The organism is Yersinia rochesterensis, from assembly GCF_003600645.1.
GTDB lineage: Bacteria > Pseudomonadota > Gammaproteobacteria > Enterobacterales > Enterobacteriaceae > Yersinia > Yersinia rochesterensis.
In genome coordinates this window covers 3,387,224-3,404,937 of the sequence record NZ_CP032482.1, presented here as the reverse complement: position 1 = coordinate 3,404,937, position 17,714 = coordinate 3,387,224, and the positions used below count along the sequence as shown (strand labels likewise).

Genomic DNA, 17,714 nt, shown 5'->3' with positions numbered 1-17,714 from the left:
TTTATTTGCACCGACCTACGCAGATGCGTAGGTTTTTTTTTATTTGTTCTTTCATCGCGTATTTCCAGCCTCCTCTTACAGATAAATCAGCCACTATTATAGTATTCTCTTCTTATCATATTCATCGAGTTATAGAGAAACAGATATGGCTTATCGCTTGTTACGTGCTCTTTTTCGTGGGTTGTTTCGCGTCACCATCGAGGGTATTACTGACCAGTTTTCACACCAAAAGCTGATTATTACCCCTAATCATGTTTCTTTCCTTGATGGTGCTTTGTTAGCGCTGTTTCTCCCAATAAAACCAGTATTTGCGGTCTATTCCAACATCACTGAAAGCTGGTATATGCGCTGGTTGCGGCCCTATGTGGATTTTGTCGCGCTTGATCCGACCAAGCCGATGGCCATCAAACACTTGGTCAGAATGGTCGAGCAGGGCAGACCGGTGGTGGTATTCCCTGAGGGCCGAATTACCGTGACCGGCTCATTGATGAAAATTTATGATGGCGCTGCATTTGTGGCCGCGAAATCAGGCGCTATGGTGGTTCCTATCCGTTTAGAAGGCCCGGAATTTACTCATTTTGGCCGATTGGGCGACGTGCTAAAAGTCCGTTGGTTCCCAAAAATCAGTATTCATGTGCTGCCCGCAACCCCCTTACCCATGCCGCAAGCTCTGCGTGCTCGTGACCGCCGAGTGTTGGCGGGTGAGCGTTTACACACCATTATGATGGCGGCGCGTATGGCTATTGTGCCGCGCGAAACGCTATTCGAAGCGCTGCTATCCGCACAAACGCGCTATGGGCGCTTTAAGCCCTGCATCGAAGACATTTCCTTTAAAGAAGATAGCTATCAAACACTGCTAAAGAAAATCTTAGGTGTCAGCCGTATTCTGCAACGTTTTACCGCGCAGGGAGAGCATGTTGGGATGCTTTTGCCCAATGCCACAATCACGGCTGCGGCGATTTTCGGCGCGACTTTGCGGGGCCGTATCCCGGCGCTGCTCAACTACACTTCCGGCGCTAAAGGCCTAAAAAGCGCCATTACCGCAGCTTCATTGAAGACTATCGTCACTTCGCGCCAGTTTTTGGAAAAGGGCAAACTGACACATTTGCCTGAGCAGGTAACAGAGGCTAATTGGGTCTATCTGGAAGATTTAAAAGACACTGTGACTCTGGCCGATAAGCTATGGATTTTATTCCATTTATGTTGCCCTCGTCGGGCGATGGTGCCACAGCAGGCTGACGATAGCGCCTTGATTTTATTCACCTCCGGCTCAGAGGGTAATCCTAAAGGTGTGGTGCATTCGCATGCCAGTTTATTGGCAAACGTCGAGCAGATCCGCACCATCGCAGACTTCACACCGCGTGATCGTTTTATGTCGTCACTGCCGCTGTTCCATGCTTTTGGCCTGACGGTTGGTTTATTCACCCCGTTAATGACTGGCAGCCGTGTATTCCTCTACCCCAGCCCGCTGCATTATCGGGTAGTACCTGAACTGGTGTATGACCGCAACTGTACCGTGCTGTTTGGCACGTCCACATTCTTGGGCAATTATGCCCGCTTTGCCCATCCTTATGATTTTGCCCGCTTGCGTTATGTGGTGGCTGGCGCTGAAAAGTTAGCCGATAGCACCAAACAGATTTGGCAGGATAAATTTGGTATTCGTATTTTGGAAGGTTATGGCGTCACGGAATGTGCGCCAGTGGTGGCCATTAATGTGCCGATGGCGGCCAAAGTGAATACTGTGGGCCGTATTCTGCCCGCGATGGAATCCCGCGTGATTCCGGTCTCCGGTATTGAGCAGGGCGGGCGGTTACAATTGCGTGGCCCGAATATTATGCGCGGCTATCTGCGGGTAGAAAACCCAGGGGTGCTGGAGCAACCCACAGCCGAAAATGCTCAGGGTGAGCAGGAAGCCGGTTGGTATGACACCGGGGATATTGTGGCAATTGATGAACAAGGATTTTGTGCCATTCGTGGCCGGATGAAGCGCTTTGCTAAATTAGCCGGAGAAATGGTCTCACTGGAGAGTGTCGAGCAGCTTGCACTGCGAATTTCACCGGCTGAGCAACATGCGGTAGCCACGAAAACAGACAGCGCCAAAGGGGAAGCCTTGGTGCTGTTTACCACCGACAGTGAAATAACTCGCGAGAAACTACTCAAAGCAGCACGGGAAAACGGAGTTCCTGAACTGGCCGTCCCGCGTGATATTCGGCTGGTGAATGCCTTGCCCTTGCTGGGGAGCGGCAAACCTGACTTTGTGACGTTAACTAAAATGGCGGAAGATCCGGAGATGAGCGCATGAGTCAGCAAGCATTAGCAGATAAGCCACTGTTATCAAAAGGGATGGTCGCGGTTCTCTGCGCACAGTTTTTCTCGGCTTTTGGCGATAACGCACTGCTTTTCGCCACATTGGCATTAATTAAGCAGCAGCTATACCCCGACTGGAGCCAGCCAATTTTACAAATGGCATTCGTCGCGACCTATATCATTCTAGCGCCGTTTGTCGGGCAATTTGCCGATAGCTTTGCCAAAGGGCGGGTGATGATGGTGGCGAACGGCTTGAAACTGGCCGGTGCGTTGGTTATCTGCTTTGGCTTTAATCCGTTTTTGGGATATAGCCTGGTGGGCGTGGGGGCTGCGGCTTATTCACCCGCTAAATATGGGATTTTGGGAGAAATTACCTCCGGAGAACAGTTGGTTAAAGCCAACGGCATGATGGAAGCTTCCACCATCGCCGCCATTTTACTCGGCTCGGTTGCCGGGGGCGTGCTGGCTGATTGGCATCTGGGGGCGGCATTGGGGGTGTGTGCGCTGGTTTATGCTATTGCGGTGGTCGCGAATATGTTTATCCCAAGGTTAGCTGCCGCTCGCTCCGGTAGCTCATGGCGGCCACGGGCAATGACCGGCAGTTTCTTTGCAGCTTGCCGGATTTTATGGCGCGATGGCGAAACACGCTTCTCACTGGCGGGAACCAGCTTGTTTTGGGGCGCGGGGGTCACATTGCGTTTTCTACTGGTGCTGTGGGTGCCTATTGCGCTAGGAATTACGGATAACACGACTCCGACACTGCTCAATGCCATGGTGGCGATTGGCATTGTTGTCGGGGCAGGGGCTGCGGCTCGTTTTATCACCTTAAAAACGGTGAAACGCTGCTTACCGGCCGGGGTATTGATTGGTGTGGCAGTGGCGATTTTTGCTCTACAACACAGTATGCCAATGGCTTATTTACTGTTGATTATCATCGGGATTTTAGGCGGATTCTTTGTGGTTCCGCTCAATGCTTTATTGCAGGAGCGCGGTAAAAATAGTGTCGGTGCGGGCAATGCTATTGCGGTACAAAATTTGGGTGAAAACACCGCGATGCTACTGATGCTGGGTTTGTTCTCGGTGGTGGTGAAACTAGGAGTGCCAGTGGTGGCAGTAGGCGTTGGCTTCGGCGTGATATTTGCACTGGCGATAGTGCTGCTCTGGGGCTGGCAGTGGCGGCAACAGCGGCGCAAAGCGGTGTAATAACTTAAACCTACTTATAACCCTGTAATAGAAGGATTTACCGCACCTAGGGGCACTTCGGTGGCTTACGCCACTACGACCCCAACGGCACGATTCTCCTTCATTTTACTTTGTCAGCAATCTGAAGGCCGCCTAAGCGGCCTTTTGGCGATTGAATCGAGCAGAAATTATGGTGCTGGAAAGGTAAAACGGGTGTGAATCTCTTCCAATGCATCCAATACTTCCTGACTCAACACCACATCTTGGCTATCAATATTACTTTTCAGTTGTTCCAGTGTGGTTGCGCCCAACAATGTGCTGGCAACAAAAGGTTGCTGGCGCACGAAAGCCAGTGCCATTTGCGCGGGATCCAGCCCATGATGTTTGGCTAGCGCCACATATTCAGCTATTGCTAACTGAGCTTGTGGCCCGGTATAGCGGGTGAATCGGCTGAATAAAGTATTACGCGCCCCAGCAGGTTGTGCGCCATTCAGGTATTTACCGCTCAGAGTGCCAAACGCCAAACTAGAATAAGCCAGCAGCTCCACACCTTCGTGTTGGCTTATCTCGGCTAAACCCACTTCAAAGCTGCGGTTAAGCAAACTGTAGGGGTTTTGAATCGACACGATACGCGGTAAATCATGTTTTTCAGCCAGTTGCAGATAACGCATCACACCCCAAGGTGTTTCATTCGACACGCCGATATAACGGATTTTACCGGCGCGCACCTGTTCGTTCAGGGCTTCCAGTGTCTCGAGCAAGGTGACAACCGCGGTTTGTTCACTGTAACGATAATTCAACTTACCAAAGCAGTTGGTTTCTCGCTGCGGCCAATGTAACTGATAGATATCAAGATAATCGGTATTGAGGCGTCGGAGGCTATCTTCCAATGCGACACGAATATTTTTCCGATCCAGCGCCATATTGGGGCGAATGGGTTTATCGCTCCCACGTGATGGCCCGGAGACTTTGCTGGCTAAAATGATTTTGTCTCGGCTACCGCGAGCTTTTATCCAGCTACCAATGTATTGCTCAGTTAACCCTTGGGTTTCTGGCTTTGGGGGGACCGGGTACATTTCTGCGGTATCAATCAAGTTAATACCGGCTGCAACGGCGTAATCCAGTTGAGCATGGGCATCGGCTTCACTGTTTTGTTCACCAAAAGTCATGGTGCCCAGACCCAGCAGGCTTACTTCTAATGAACTGTGGGGAATACGATGATATTGCATTGCCGACCTTCCTTTGTGTCTGAAGTTATCAGGCTAAGTCAAACCCGCCTTATCCGACTATAACTAAGCACTGCGGCAGGGGGAAGAGGACAAGGAGAAAGTGCAGAAAATAGTGGGAAACGGGGGCGACGAATCGCACCCCCGATATTTTTATTTCGTTGGCTTATTTTTCTTCCCGCGCATGAGATTAAGGGTTTCAACACCCATCGAGAAGAACATGGCGAAATAGATATAACCTTTCGGAATGTGAATCTGAAAACTTTCCAACATCAGGGTAAACCCGACCAGAATCAGGAAAGACAAGGCCAGCATTTTGACGGATGGGTGACGGTTAACAAACTCACCAATCGGCCGGGCGGCAAACATCATCACGCCCACGGCGATAACAACAGCAGCCATCATAATAAATAAATGGTCTGACAGCCCCACCGCGGTTATCACTGAGTCCAGGCTAAAGATGATATCCAACAGCATGATTTGCACGATAGCCGCAAAGAAAGAGCTGACATTGCTGCTGTGCTCTGTATCACTGCCCTCAATGGTTTCATGAATTTCTTTGCTAGCTTTCCAAATCAGGAATAAGCCCCCCAGCAGCAAAATGAGATCTCGCATGGAAATGCTATGGCCGGCCACTGTAAACAACGGCTCCGTCAGGCGGATCACCCAAGCAATAGAAGCAAGTAATGCCAAACGCATTAACATTGCTCCGGCCAAACCAATTCGGCGAGCTTTGTTTTGCTGCGCTTTAGGTAATTTTGCGACCACTAAAGAAAGGAAAATAATATTGTCTATACCGAGAACGATCTCGAGGATAGTCAGTGTGCCTAGCGCCAACCAAGCATTTGGATCGGCAATCCATTCAAACATTGTGCCTTACACCTTACGGAAATTACGGAAACACAAAGATACAATTATATACCTTTCTTACATGAAGTTGCAGGGGGTTAGCTATATTTACTCACCCGAATCACTGACTTGTCGTTGACCTTATATAAGTAAGCTCATCGGGATTAATGAGCCTCATCCTTGAGGCTCACCCTACGGCTAGCATAAATGCTGTTCAAATCGGTTCCCGACCGATTTGTTATTCACTTGCTGCCTACCTGCAACACCATGTTCTTTGGCTATTCTCGTTTATTCATTAAGCGGAATAATCAGATTCGTCTGTTAAAGCAAAAAGTGTCGGGCGAGCATCGGGCCGGTAAAGGTTTTTTTCAGGTAAAAACCACGAGGTAATGTCATGATAGGCTGCCCATGTTCGCCGATGGCTTCAGTCAATGCACGGCTGTTGGCCGCTTTCGGACGCAACTGCAATACTTCGCCATGACGAGCGGTGATGGTTTCCACTTTGCCCAAAACGATGAGATCCATTAACTCTTCCCAATCGCACCGCAGTAATTCTTTCTCTTCCTCATTAGGGCTCCACAATAAAGGCGCGCCCACACGGCGTTGCGCTAACGGAATTTGCCGCTCCCCTTCGACAGGCACCCACAACACGCGGGCGAGCTTGTGCCGCACGTGGCTGCTTTCCCAGGTGATACCGCTATTACCGGTCAGTGGGGCGACGCAGACGAAAGTGGTCTCCAGCGGCTTGCCTTGGGCATTGATAGGAATGGTTTTCAGCTCGATACCAATATCGGCAAAATCCTGTTCAGGTTTACTGCCCGCACTGGCCCCCAGATAGAATTCTAACAACATACCCACCCAGCCTTTGACGCGTTTTAAATCAGCTGGAATGTTCCAACCCGCTCTGATAGCCAATTCGCCGAGGGTAAAACCTGATAATGCCTCAGCACGTTGAAAAAGTTGATGTTCATCAGTGGGTGGTGCCGGGGGCAGTGAATAAACAGACATAGAGTGGAAACCTGCTAAAGTCGGTTAAAAAACAAGCTGAAATAAAAGTGACCGTAGATGTATTGTTATCCAGTCCAGCAGAAATGAATAATAGCATGATTTAACGGAAGTTTTCTTTCCATCCTTCCTGAAAATACTTTTATTTTGGCTATCTTGTACACCTGCTAACAGGAATAATGAACAGGATCTTACACCTATTTATCCACAGATTTATTGGATAACCCCAATAAATCATGATCACTGGTTCAATTTACAGCCTTGACGACAGGTTTATTTGCGAGTTTTGCTCTTTTTTGCACAACTTTGCCTCATTATCTGTGGATAAAAACTGCATTGATGGATCTTTAGCCAGCCTCAGATCTAAAGCGGATAAAGATCACATTTCTGGGGTATGTATACCTGTGGGAAACCTGTTATTTCATTGAAATTAATCACTTATTTTTTTGAATATTTTTAGCGTATAATTGCGTTAAAATGAGTTGTACCTGCTTTTCCCTAGAGTTCTGCACACCTATATCCACAGAAAAAGTGAATAAAATAGCGAGTGTAGACCCTGGGGTGTTTATAACTTTGCCAATATCTGTGAGTTATCCCAGAGTTATCAGGTTTCGCTGGCGGATAAGCAGTGGTTTACCGCCTGTTGCTAGTGTGAAACAATCAGAGCATCTTTGAGTTTTAAGCTTATCGAGGTAGTCCGGTGATCGATGATGATGGCTACCGCCCGAACGTGGGTATCGTAATTTGTAATCGGCAGGGAGAAGTGTTGTGGGCCAGACGTTACGGTCAGCACTCTTGGCAGTTTCCTCAAGGCGGGATAAATCCCGGTGAAACACCAGAGCAGGCAATGTATCGTGAACTTTTTGAAGAGGTAGGACTTAACAAAAAGGATGTCCGAATTCTGGCTTCAACCCGTAACTGGTTACGTTACAAATTACCAAAACGTTTGGTGCGTTGGGATACAAAGCCGGTGTGCATCGGCCAAAAACAGCGATGGTTTCTACTACAGTTAATGTGTAATGAAGCCGATATCAACATGCAGCGCAGCAGCACCCCGGAGTTTGATGGCTGGCGATGGGTCAGTTATTGGTATCCGGTGCGTCAGGTGGTGTCTTTTAAACGGGATGTTTATCGCCGCGTGATGAAAGAGTTTGCACCTACTGTAATGCCTGTGCAGGAGATTGCTCCGCCACGGGTACCGCCCGCTTATCGCCGTAAAAGAGGTTAAGTTAAGCCGATCATGCTCACGCGTTTGCGAGAAATAGTTGAGAAAGTGGCGATGGCAACCAGCCTAACGGATGCGTTAGAGCTGTTGGTCAATGAAACCTGTCTGGCGATGGACACGGAAGTTTGCTCGATTTATCTGGCAGACAATGACCGCCGTTGTTATTACCTAATGGCGACACGAGGTTTGAAAAAACCTCGTGGCCGCACTATTACGCTGGCCTTTGACGAAGGCATCGTCGGGCTGGTCGGGCGTCTGGCCGAGCCAATCAACCTGGCAGATGCTCAGAGCCACCCCAGTTTTAAATATGTTCCCCAAGTCAAAGAGGACCGCTTCCGGGCGTTTCTCGGGGTTCCTATTATTTATCGCCGTCAATTGCTCGGTGTGCTGGTGGTTCAGCAACGTGAGCATCGTCAGTTTGATGAGAGCGAAGAGTCGTTCATGGTCACGCTGGCAATGCAACTGGCGGGCATCCTTTCTCAATCTCAGCTAAATGCTATTTTTGGCCAATATCGCCAGACGCGGATCCGCGCACTCGCTGCGGCTCCGGGAGTCGCGGTAGCTGAGGGGTGGCAGGATACTTCGCAGCCTTCGCTGGATTTGGTTTATGAAGCCTCGACACTCGATACCGCCCAAGAACGCGAACGTCTAACCCAAGCGCTGGAAGAGGCTGCGGCTGAATTCCGCCGTTTCAGTAAGCGCTTTGCCGCCAGCTCACAAAAAGAGAGCGCGGCGATTTTCGATCTCTATTCCCACTTACTTAATGATGCCCGCCTAAAGCGCGAGCTTTTTGCTCAAATTGATGCCGGATCTGTGGCGGAATGGGCAGTTAAGCAAGTGGTCGAACAATTTGCTGCGCAGTTTGCCAGCTTGCAAGACACTTATATGCGCGAGCGCGCCAGTGATCTGCGAGCATTAGGTCAGCGCTTGCTATTTCATCTCGACGACAGCACCTCTGGGGCCAGCCAGTGGCCTGAGCGTTTTATTCTGGTGGCTGATGAGCTAACCGCCACACTTCTGGCCGAAGTACCACAGGATCGCCTCGCCGGTGTTGTGGTGCGTGATGGTGCGGCTAACTCTCATGCCGCCATTTTAGTGCGCGCCATGGGGATCCCGACAGTCATGGGCGCGGATATTCAACCCGCGTTACTGAATCAGCGGTTACTGATTGTTGATGGTTATCGTGGCGAAGTGCTGGTTGATCCTGAGCCGGTGCTGGTCAAAGAGTATCAACGGCTGGTCACGGAAGAGATTGAACTTAGCAAACTGGCTGAAGATGAGGTTGAACAACCTGCCGCCCTGAGAAGTGGTGAGCGGGTTCAGGTGATGCTGAATGCGGGTCTTAGCCCGGAACATGAGCAACTACTGGGGGGACGAGTGGATGGCGTGGGCCTATATCGCACCGAAATCCCATTTATGCTGCAAAGCGGCTTCCCATCAGAGGAAGAGCAAGTGGCGCAGTATCAGGGCATGTTGCAGCTTTACCCGAACAAACCGGTAACACTCAGAACACTGGACATTGGTGCGGATAAACAGCTTCCTTACATGCCTATCAGTGAAGAGAACCCCTGTCTGGGCTGGCGCGGCATCCGTGTCACTCTCGATCAGCCCGAGATCTTTTTGATCCAAGTCAGAGCGATGCTTAGAGCCAATGCTGGAACCGGTAATCTGGGGATTTTATTGCCGATGATCACCAGTTTGGAAGAAGTCGACGAAGCAAAACGCCTGATTGATCGTGCGGGTCGTGAAGTTCAAGAACTTCTGGGCCATGAATTACCTCAGCCAAAACTGGGCGTGATGGTTGAAGTGCCAGCCATGATATTTATGCTGCCGTATCTGAAATCGCGGGTCGATTTTATCTCGGTCGGCACCAACGACTTGACCCAATATTTGCTGGCGGTAGACCGCAATAATACCCGCGTGGCTTCACTGTATGACAGTTTACATCCCGCGATGCTACAGGTGCTTAGCCACATCTTGGCGCAGGCGACCCAATCTGGCCTGCAAGTGAGTTTGTGTGGTGAAATGGCCGGTGATCCGATGGGCGCTTTATTGCTGGTCGGGTTGGGTTATCGCAATCTCAGCATGAATGGCCGCAGTGTGGCGCGCATTAAATACCTGCTACGGAATATCGATTTAGTGGATGCGCAAGCTCTGGCCGAGCGGGTATTAAGCGCGCAAATGACCACTGATGTGCGTCATTTAACCGCGGCATTTATGGAGCGTAAAGGGCTAGGGGGCCTGATTCGCGGGGGTAAATAACTGTCGCGATGGTAAATAACTGTCGCGATGATAAATAGCATCGACCGGGTTTACAGAACTTTTCTGTTTGGTGCAGCCCAGACCCCCCCAGCCCTATGCTATTATGCGCTACCTGTCGCCCTAACCGGGCAAGAACATTAATTTTCTCAAAATATGAGATATTTCGTGGTGATAGATGAGCAATAGCTATCTGGCGTTTCCTAAATTTGATCCGGTCATTTTCTCCATTGGCCCGGTTTCCCTGCATTGGTATGGCCTGATGTATTTGGTGGGCTTTGTCTTCGCGATGTGGTTGGCAGTCCGTCGGGCCAATAAACCGGGTAGTGGCTGGACTAAAGAAGAAGTCGAGAATCTACTTTACGCCGGTTTCCTCGGGGTGTTTGTTGGTGGCCGTGTCGGTTATGTTCTGTTCTATAACCTGCCGATGTTCCTCGATAATCCATTGTATCTGTTTAAGGTATGGGATGGCGGCATGTCATTCCACGGTGGTCTGATTGGTGTTATCTGTGTGATGCTGTGGTTTGCTCGCCGCACCAAACGCCATTTCTTCCAAGTTGCTGATTTTATGGCTCCATTGATTCCATTTGGTTTAGGTGCCGGCCGTTTGGGTAACTTTATCAATGGCGAGCTGTGGGGCCGAGTCACGACAGATACTCCATGGGCAATGCTGTTCCCGACCTCTCGGGGCGAAGATATTGCGATTGTTGCCGCCGACCCAGCTAAATGGCAGGCGATTTTCAATCAATACGGTGTATTGCCACGCCATCCTTCGCAATTGTATGAAATGATTCTGGAAGGGGGGGTGCTGTTTATCATCCTGAACTTGTTTATCCGTAAGCCGCGCCCGATGGGCAGTGTTTCCGGCCTGTTCCTGATTGGTTATGGTGCGTTCCGTATTATTGTTGAATGTTTCCGCCAGCCAGATGCCCAGCTCGGCTTGTTCGACGGCGTGATCAGCATGGGGCAGATTCTTTCTGTGCCTATGATTCTGGCCGGTATCATTATGATGATTTGGGCGTATCGCCGTCCTGCGCAACAACTTTCGTGAGGTAACATGAAACAGTATCTGGATTTGATGAAAAAAGTGCTGGAAGAAGGCACTCCTAAAGATGACCGTACCGGTACCGGGACGGTGTCAATTTTTGGGCATCAGATGCGTTTCAATTTACAAGATGGTTTCCCACTGGTGACCACCAAGCGCTGCCATTTACGTTCCATCATCCATGAGCTGTTATGGTTCCTCAATGGCGATACCAATATTGCTTATCTGAAGGAAAATAATGTCTCAATCTGGGATGAATGGGCGGATGAAAACGGCGACCTTGGCCCGGTTTATGGTAAGCAATGGCGCGCTTGGGGCGCTGCTGATGGCCGCCAGATTGACCAATTGAGTAAAGTGGTGCAACAGCTCAAGCAAGACCCAAACTCCCGCCGAATCATTGTTTCTGCATGGAATGTCGGTGAATTGGATCAAATGGCTTTGGCGCCGTGCCATGCTTTCTTCCAGTTCTATGTGGCTGATGGCAAGCTGTCTTGCCAGCTATATCAACGTTCTTGCGATGTGTTCCTCGGCTTGCCATTTAACATCGCCAGCTACGCATTATTGGTGCATATGATGGCGCAACAATGTGATTTGGAAGTGGGTGATTTTGTCTGGACGGGTGGTGATACACACTTATACAGCAACCATATTGAACAGACACATCTGCAATTGAGCCGCGAACCACGGGCATTACCGAAACTGATTATCAAACGTAAACCTGATTCATTGTTTGACTATCGTTTCGAAGATTTTGAAATTGAAGGGTATGACCCTCACCCTGGCATTAAAGCGCCGATTGCTATTTAACTATCTCGCCTGCTGACCGGAGCTATTACGGCTCCGGTCAGGTTGATGTCAAATCTATCCTCTCCATTACCATCATTCTCTCAATTACCATCATTCTCCCTGCTGTAAAAATGCGAGCTGTGCCGCACCCCTTTTTGTATCTCTGTCGCCACTAAAAAAATTTTGCGCACCTCTTCCAGCCTGAGTAAACAACTACTGGATATCAAAATTTCACGACGTAAACTCACCTCATGAAAACCAATCTACGGCTCAATATACTGCGATGTATAAAAACAATTTTCTTAAAAAACAAAATGGTATCAGTCTTATTGAACTGCTATTGGTCATTGCCTTAGCCGGTATTATGGCCGTGTGGGGGACACAAAATTGGCACCATTATCGGCAACGGGAGAGGCTCGCGGACAGTGCTCGCCAGTTACTTGCCTTTCTTACTCATTTACAGGCCAAAACTAATCGCAGTAACAGCACGGCATGGTTATGGATACAGCAAGAAGGTCAGGGGTGTTTAGGCAGTGGTGATAAGCCCGTCATGCCCTGTTCACCATTAGATAATTCAGTGTTTATTCCACCTTATCCCGATGTTTCTATTGCGATTCCTTTGAAGAAAAAAATGGGTTTCTTTGGTGTAAGAAATACAGCACAAGCAGGAAATATAATGCTCAATAATCCGGCTGGGCGTATTCGGCTAATTATCTCCAGCCGCGGGCGAATGAGGCTATGCAGCGATGAGCAATCAATATCGGGTATTCATTTATGCTAGCAATGATAAAAAAACCAGAGGTTGCTGTATCAGATTACTTTTTACATAAATGTATGACGGGTTTTACCCTGCCAGAAATGATGCTGGCGCTGAGTGTTGGTGGTTTGATTATTATGGCTGCTACCCAGACCTTCCCCCGTTTACACAAGCAAATAGCAACATTACAGCAGCACTATCACCTGGAGTTAGCACTGAGCCAGACTATGGCTGCACTGGAAAAAGACCTGAGGCGGGCTGGATTTTGTCACGGTGAGTGTCAGGGCAACGCGATTGCTACACAACATTATCCAGGGGAAGTGGCAAACTCTTGCTTGATTGTTGCTTATGACCTCAACCGCAATGGTCGGTGGGAAGGGGAGAAACATCAGGAATCTGAATACTTTGGTTACCGGCTACGCAATAAAGCATTAGAAGGTCAGCGCGGCGAGCTGAATTGTTCTGGCAGTGGTTGGGAAAAACTGTTTGATCCACACAACATCACCATAACGCATTTTTCTGTTACGCCATTACCGCAGCAAGCTCCGGGCCAGGTTTATAGCGTGCAACTGGTGGGGCAAAGTACCGGTAACCCAGCCATACATCGTCAACTGAGTTATACCATCCGTGGGAATAATTTATGAGCTGTGATCATCAACGGGGGACAAGTACCCTGGCTGCTGTTGCTACTCTTTTTTCTCTCGGTTTATTTTTGTTATCAGCTTTACACCGCAAATTGGATAATATTCAGCATATTACCGCCGAGGAACAACACCATTTACGGGCCTTTAATCAGGCAACATCATCATTGAATTGGGGGGCGGGGCAGAAGTGGTCATTCAGTATGCCGTGGCAAGCCGGTTCAAGATGGCATTGCAATGAGCACCTGCAATATGGCTTAAAAGCCTGTCTTAAACCTGCCTCGCTGGCCGGTTTTTTTATCCTCAGAGGTGAGAGTCAATCTTCAGGAATACAGCCGCCGTTGATGTTTTATCAACGCGTCAAACTGCATTCTACTCATGGAGTTAGAGGAGAACATCGGTTGATTAAGGTTGCTCATGGTTGGTCAGATTTTTGTCCGGATAAGGATGCAAAATTTTGTATTTAGTCAGATATCGCTGCAAGTCACAGTATACCAGAGAGGGAGGGAATTCTCATTTTCAACAGGGGTTTAGCCTACCAGAGGTCTTAATCGCGGCACTTTTTTTCTCTGTCTCGCTGCTGGGATTACTGCAATACCATCAGGCACTTTTGCAGGGTTTTTCCTCTTTATGGCAGCAACGTCAGGCGTGGTCTTTGCTTAATCAACATATTGAAAGTAGCGGCGGCGAACCCACCAAAGCGCTTACCTTAGGAATGAAGCCTAACTGGCAATATCACCAGCTTATAAATCGAATTGATGGTGAGTGTACGGAGTTTACATTCATCCTAAAAATGCAATCTACACAGCAGGCAGAATTAAGTCGGTGGTTTTGCATTGTGAGTGAGGGCGGCTAACCGCGCAGCTATAAATATGATAATGAAGATAACCTATTGCACTCACTCATTATCAAGTTAGAGTATTAAACTTCAGGATTTATCCGCAAGTGGTGGTCAGTTGGTTTAATCATTTATGGATATTCTTCATAGAGTTTTAAGGGAGCCACCATGTTCACGGTTTATCATTCTAATCAATTGGATTTACTCAAAGCGCTAACGACTGCGCTGATAGAACGAGAACCGTTGGATAATCCTTTCCAGCAAGAAGTTGTGCTTGTTCAAAGCCCAGGTATGGCTCAATGGCTGCAAATGCAATTGGCTCAACAATTTAGTATTGCAGCCAATATTGAGTTTCCACTGCCCGCTACCTTTATCTGGGACATGTTTACCCGTGTGTTACCCGGCATCCCGAAAGAAAGCGCATTTAGCAAAGATGCAATGACATGGAAACTCATGTGGTTATTACCAGAATTACTGGAAAACCCGGTATTTTCTGCGATGAAACGCTATTTAAGTGACGATAGCGATAAACGTAAGATTCACCAACTGGCGGCACGAGTCGCCGACCTTTTTGACCAATATTTGGTGTATCGCCCAGAATGGCTGGAGAGTTGGGAACGAGGCCAACTGGTTGATAATTTGGACGATGCTCAGCAGTGGCAAGCTTTACTGTGGGTCGAATTAACTCGCTATACTCGCCAGTTAGAACAACCTGAATGGCATCGCGCCAATCTCTATCAGCGTTTTATCCGCACACTTCTTGAATCAGACGTTTGCCCGGCAGGATTGCCCAAACGAGTATTTATTTGCGGCATATCTGCATTACCCCCAATCTATTTACAAGCTTTGCAAGCTCTGGGTAAACACATTGATATTCACTTGATGTTTACTAATCCATGCCGCTATTTTTGGGGAGATATTCAGGATTATACATTTTTAGCTAAATTACAAAGCCGCAAACGCAGGCATTACCGTGAATCGGCTGAAAGTGCGTCGATGGAAGTAAAACTCTTTCGCCACCCTGAACAGGCTGAGCAGCTATTTAATGATGATGGTGAGCAAAATCTTAGTAATCCGCTGTTAGCCTCATGGGGCCGGCTTGGTCGTGACCACATGTATTTATTATCTCAGGTTGATGAGATCCAAGAGGTTCATGCTTTTGTTGATATTGAGCCGGATAATCTCTTACATGGTATTCAGCATGACATGCTGGAGCTGGAAGACCACGCTATTATTGGCATCACTCCAGAAACCTTAGCTCATAGTCACCAAAAGCGTGTTTTGGAACTCACGGACCGCTCCCTTAGCTTGCATGTGTGCCACAGCCCGCAACGCGAAGTGGAAGTTTTACAAGATAACTTGCTGAAATTACTGGAGGACTCTCCAGAGCTGACTCCGCGCGACATTATTGTGATGGTCGCGGATATTGACAGCTACACTCCTTATATTCAGGCGACATTTGGTAATGCTACCGGGGAGCGTTATTTACCTTTCGCCATTTCAGACCGTAAGGCTAGCCAGGCTCATCCCGCACTTCAGGCTTTTATTACTCTGCTTGATTTACCCCAGAGTCGTTTTACTTCTGAGCAGGTATTAGCACTGCTGGAAGTGCCCGCTTTAGCCAATAAATTTGGTATTAGCGAAGATGGATTGCGCCGTTTGCGGCAATGGGTTGGCGAGTCTGGTATCCGTTGGGGATTAGATGATGACAATGTGCGCGAATTATCTCTGCCCGCCACCGGCCAACATACCTGGCATTTTGGCATAACCCGCATGCTACTTGGCTATGCTATGGATAGCGCCGCCGGTGATTGGCAAGGGGTTCTGCCCTATGATGAGTCCAGTGGTCTGGCTGCTGAACTTGCCGGACAATTAGCTGAAATGTTGATGCAATTGAGCCAGTGGCGGCAGCAATTAAGAGAGTCCCGTTCACTCAGTGAATGGCTGCCATTGTGTCGCCAATTATTAGATACTTTCTTTGAACCCGATAACGATACGGAAGCAGTGCTGGTACTGATTGAACAGCAATGGCAGAAGGTCATCAGCTATGGCATTGCTGCCCAATATCCGGATATCGTGCCACTGAGTCTGCTACGGGATGAACTGGCTTCGCGCCTGGATAATGAGCGCATTAGTCAGCGTTTTCTCGCAGGGCCTATCAATTTCTGTACGCTAATGCCTATGCGCTCCATCCCGTTTAAAGTGGTGTGTTTATTGGGAATGAATGATGGTGTTTATCCACGAACCTTACCGCCGTTGGGCTTTGACTTAATGGCTAAACAGGTTCGCCGTGGTGACCGCAGCCGCCGTGATGATGACCGCTACCTATTCCTGGAGGCATTACTCTCTGCCCAGCAACAGCTTTATATCAGTTATATCGGGCGCTCGATTCAAGACAACAGTAAACGCTATCCTTCGGTGCTGGTTAGTGAGTTGATTGAATACATTTCGCAAAGTTATCACTTACCTGGTGATGAAGAACTCAGTGCTGATGACAGTGCCAAACGGGTTATTGAACATTTGCTATGTTGGCATCCACGCATGCCGTTCTTAGCAGAAAACTTTATTAAAAACAGTGAGTTACAGAGTTACGCCGCTGAATGGCTGCCTTCTGCGGAATCCAAGGGACTGGCACACCCAGAATTTAATCAACCTTTACCACCCGAACCTTTGCCTGAAATCACTCTTGATGAATTAATCCGTTTCTATCGCCATCCTGTGAGGGCATTTTTCCAACGTCGGCTGGGGGTAAATTTCGTTATTGAAGAAACGGAGTTACCGGATGAAGAACCTTTTACCTTAGATAACCTCAACCGCTATCAGTTTAATACTCAACTACTGAATGCGCTGATAGAAGAAAGTGATATTAATACAGTATTCAGTCGTGCCCGTGCGGCGGGTAACCTTCCTTATGGTTCTTTCGGCGAGCTTTACTGGGAAAGTCAGCAAGAGGAAATGGTGCCATTAGCTGAACAAATTCGTGCTGAACGTAAAGAGAGCCACAGTATTGAGCTGAATATTGAGTTTGGAGATACCACGCTAACAGGATGGATTCATCAGATTCAGGAGGACGGCTTAATTCGTTGGCGGCCAGCGGCATTAACTGCGGTCGATGGGCTTTTGTTGTGGGTTGAGCATTTGGTGTATTGCGTCGCCGGCGGTGAGGGTGAAAGCCGAATGTATGGACGTAAAGGAACGGCATGGCGTTATGCCCCATTGGATTGTGACGAAGCACGGCAATATTTACAGCAGCTAATTAGTGGCTATCAGCAAGGTATGTGCGAACCTTTATTGTTGTTGAGTAAAAGTGGCTGGGCTTGGTTGAGTCAGTGTTTTGATAGCGAATCTGGTCAAATTTTGTGGGATGAAGAAACACAAACCAAAGCTCGAATGAAACTTTTACAGGTTTGGCAAGGTGACCAACGGATTGCCGGGGAAGGTGAGGATAACTATATACAAAGAGTATTCCGCCTGATGGATAATCAACATCTCGATATGATATTACACGAAACTGAACGTTATTTATTACCAATAGCCCGCCATAATAAGGCGTGATAGCTACACATGACTAAACAAGATTTTCATACATATTGT

At 48.3% G+C, this 17,714-nt stretch carries 14 protein-coding genes; 11 read left to right on the top strand and 3 right to left on the bottom strand.

Going from position 1 to position 17,714, the window contains the following annotated elements; genetic code table 11:
* Positions 1-145 precede the first annotated feature (145 nt).
* Entirely contained in the window at positions 146-2,302 is a 2,157-nt protein-coding gene (gene aas / locus DXZ79_RS15835) for a bifunctional acyl-ACP--phospholipid O-acyltransferase/long-chain-fatty-acid--ACP ligase (RefSeq protein ID WP_038631170.1), read from the top strand.
* A complete protein-coding gene (gene lplT, locus DXZ79_RS15830) occupies positions 2,299-3,510 on the top strand; it encodes a lysophospholipid transporter LplT (protein ID WP_038631173.1) in 1,212 nt (403 codons plus the stop codon). Before aas ends, lplT begins: the two co-directional genes overlap by 4 nt.
* Positions 3,511-3,677: 167 nt before the next feature.
* Here lplT and DXZ79_RS15825 read toward each other — a convergent pair whose 3' ends face one another.
* The 3 genes from DXZ79_RS15825 to mutH form a co-directional block, all read right to left on the bottom strand.
* Positions 3,678-4,718 carry an NADP(H)-dependent aldo-keto reductase gene (locus tag DXZ79_RS15825; protein ID WP_038631176.1) on the bottom strand — a complete coding sequence of 347 codons (1,041 nt, stop codon included), beginning with the start codon at positions 4,716-4,718 and terminating at the stop codon, positions 3,678-3,680.
* A 150-nt stretch (positions 4,719-4,868) separates the two neighbouring features.
* Positions 4,869-5,585: a TerC family protein gene (locus DXZ79_RS15820; protein ID WP_038631178.1), complete on the bottom strand. Its 717-nt coding sequence runs from the start codon at positions 5,583-5,585 to the stop codon at positions 4,869-4,871.
* A gap of 300 nt (positions 5,586-5,885) precedes the next feature.
* Complete coding sequence (gene mutH / locus DXZ79_RS15815) at positions 5,886-6,572, bottom strand: DNA mismatch repair endonuclease MutH (protein WP_120011433.1); 687 nt, start codon at positions 6,570-6,572, stop codon at positions 5,886-5,888.
* 697 nt (positions 6,573-7,269) lie between these two features.
* Between mutH and rppH the strand changes: the two genes are divergently transcribed.
* The 9 genes from rppH (at position 7,270) to recC (ending at position 17,675) form a co-directional block, all read left to right on the top strand.
* Positions 7,270-7,797, top strand: a complete 528-nt coding sequence (rppH, locus tag DXZ79_RS15805) for an RNA pyrophosphohydrolase (protein ID WP_005272897.1) — start codon at positions 7,270-7,272, stop codon at positions 7,795-7,797.
* 12 nt (positions 7,798-7,809) lie between these two features.
* A complete protein-coding gene (gene ptsP, locus DXZ79_RS15800) occupies positions 7,810-10,056 on the top strand; it encodes a phosphoenolpyruvate--protein phosphotransferase (RefSeq protein ID WP_038631183.1) in 2,247 nt (748 codons plus the stop codon).
* 175 nt (positions 10,057-10,231) lie between these two features.
* Positions 10,232-11,104 carry a prolipoprotein diacylglyceryl transferase gene (gene lgt / locus DXZ79_RS15795; protein ID WP_120011432.1) on the top strand — a complete coding sequence of 291 codons (873 nt, stop codon included), beginning with the start codon at positions 10,232-10,234 and terminating at the stop codon, positions 11,102-11,104.
* A 6-nt stretch (positions 11,105-11,110) separates the two neighbouring features.
* On the top strand, positions 11,111-11,905 hold the full coding sequence (gene thyA, locus DXZ79_RS15790) for a thymidylate synthase (protein WP_038631185.1): 795 nt from the start codon (positions 11,111-11,113) through the stop codon (positions 11,903-11,905).
* Between the two features lie 262 nt (positions 11,906-12,167).
* Positions 12,168-12,665 carry a prepilin peptidase-dependent protein gene (locus tag DXZ79_RS15785; protein WP_038631188.1) on the top strand — a complete coding sequence of 166 codons (498 nt, stop codon included), beginning with the start codon at positions 12,168-12,170 and terminating at the stop codon, positions 12,663-12,665.
* 2 nt (positions 12,666-12,667) lie between these two features.
* On the top strand, positions 12,668-13,285 hold the full coding sequence (locus tag DXZ79_RS15780) for a prepilin peptidase-dependent protein (protein WP_172667620.1): 618 nt from the start codon (positions 12,668-12,670) through the stop codon (positions 13,283-13,285).
* Positions 13,282-13,749 (top strand): YgdB family protein, encoded by a 468-nt coding sequence (locus DXZ79_RS15775; protein WP_038631192.1) that lies wholly within the window; start codon positions 13,282-13,284, stop codon positions 13,747-13,749. The genes DXZ79_RS15780 and DXZ79_RS15775 overlap by 4 nt, the downstream gene beginning before the upstream one ends.
* Positions 13,740-14,138 carry a prepilin-type N-terminal cleavage/methylation domain-containing protein gene (locus tag DXZ79_RS15770; RefSeq protein ID WP_038631195.1) on the top strand — a complete coding sequence of 133 codons (399 nt, stop codon included), beginning with the start codon at positions 13,740-13,742 and terminating at the stop codon, positions 14,136-14,138. Before DXZ79_RS15775 ends, DXZ79_RS15770 begins: the two co-directional genes overlap by 10 nt.
* 150 nt (positions 14,139-14,288) lie before the next feature.
* Entirely contained in the window at positions 14,289-17,675 is a 3,387-nt protein-coding gene (gene recC, locus DXZ79_RS15765) for an exodeoxyribonuclease V subunit gamma (RefSeq protein WP_120011431.1), read from the top strand.
* Positions 17,676-17,714 lie beyond the last annotated feature (39 nt).

Excerpts from the sequence above, each read along its gene's own strand:
- DXZ79_RS15825 (WP_038631176.1), bottom strand. The coding sequence starts at position 4,718 with ATGCAATATCATCGTATTCCCCACAGTTCATTAGAAGTAAGCCTGCTG.
- DXZ79_RS15785 (WP_038631188.1), top strand. The coding sequence starts at position 12,168 with ATGTATAAAAACAATTTTCTTAAAAAACAAAATGGTATCAGTCTTATT.
- DXZ79_RS15780 (WP_172667620.1), top strand. The coding sequence starts at position 12,668 with ATGATAAAAAAACCAGAGGTTGCTGTATCAGATTACTTTTTACATAAA.
- recC (WP_120011431.1), top strand. The coding sequence starts at position 14,289 with ATGTTCACGGTTTATCATTCTAATCAATTGGATTTACTCAAAGCGCTA.
- mutH (WP_120011433.1), bottom strand. The coding sequence starts at position 6,572 with ATGTCTGTTTATTCACTGCCCCCGGCACCACCCACTGATGAACATCAA.
- thyA (WP_038631185.1), top strand. The coding sequence starts at position 11,111 with ATGAAACAGTATCTGGATTTGATGAAAAAAGTGCTGGAAGAAGGCACT.
- aas (WP_038631170.1), top strand. The coding sequence starts at position 146 with ATGGCTTATCGCTTGTTACGTGCTCTTTTTCGTGGGTTGTTTCGCGTC.
- ptsP (WP_038631183.1), top strand. The coding sequence starts at position 7,810 with ATGCTCACGCGTTTGCGAGAAATAGTTGAGAAAGTGGCGATGGCAACC.
- DXZ79_RS15820 (WP_038631178.1), bottom strand. The coding sequence starts at position 5,585 with ATGTTTGAATGGATTGCCGATCCAAATGCTTGGTTGGCGCTAGGCACA.
- DXZ79_RS15775 (WP_038631192.1), top strand. The coding sequence starts at position 13,282 with ATGAGCTGTGATCATCAACGGGGGACAAGTACCCTGGCTGCTGTTGCT.
- lplT (WP_038631173.1), top strand. The coding sequence starts at position 2,299 with ATGAGTCAGCAAGCATTAGCAGATAAGCCACTGTTATCAAAAGGGATG.
- lgt (WP_120011432.1), top strand. The coding sequence starts at position 10,232 with ATGAGCAATAGCTATCTGGCGTTTCCTAAATTTGATCCGGTCATTTTC.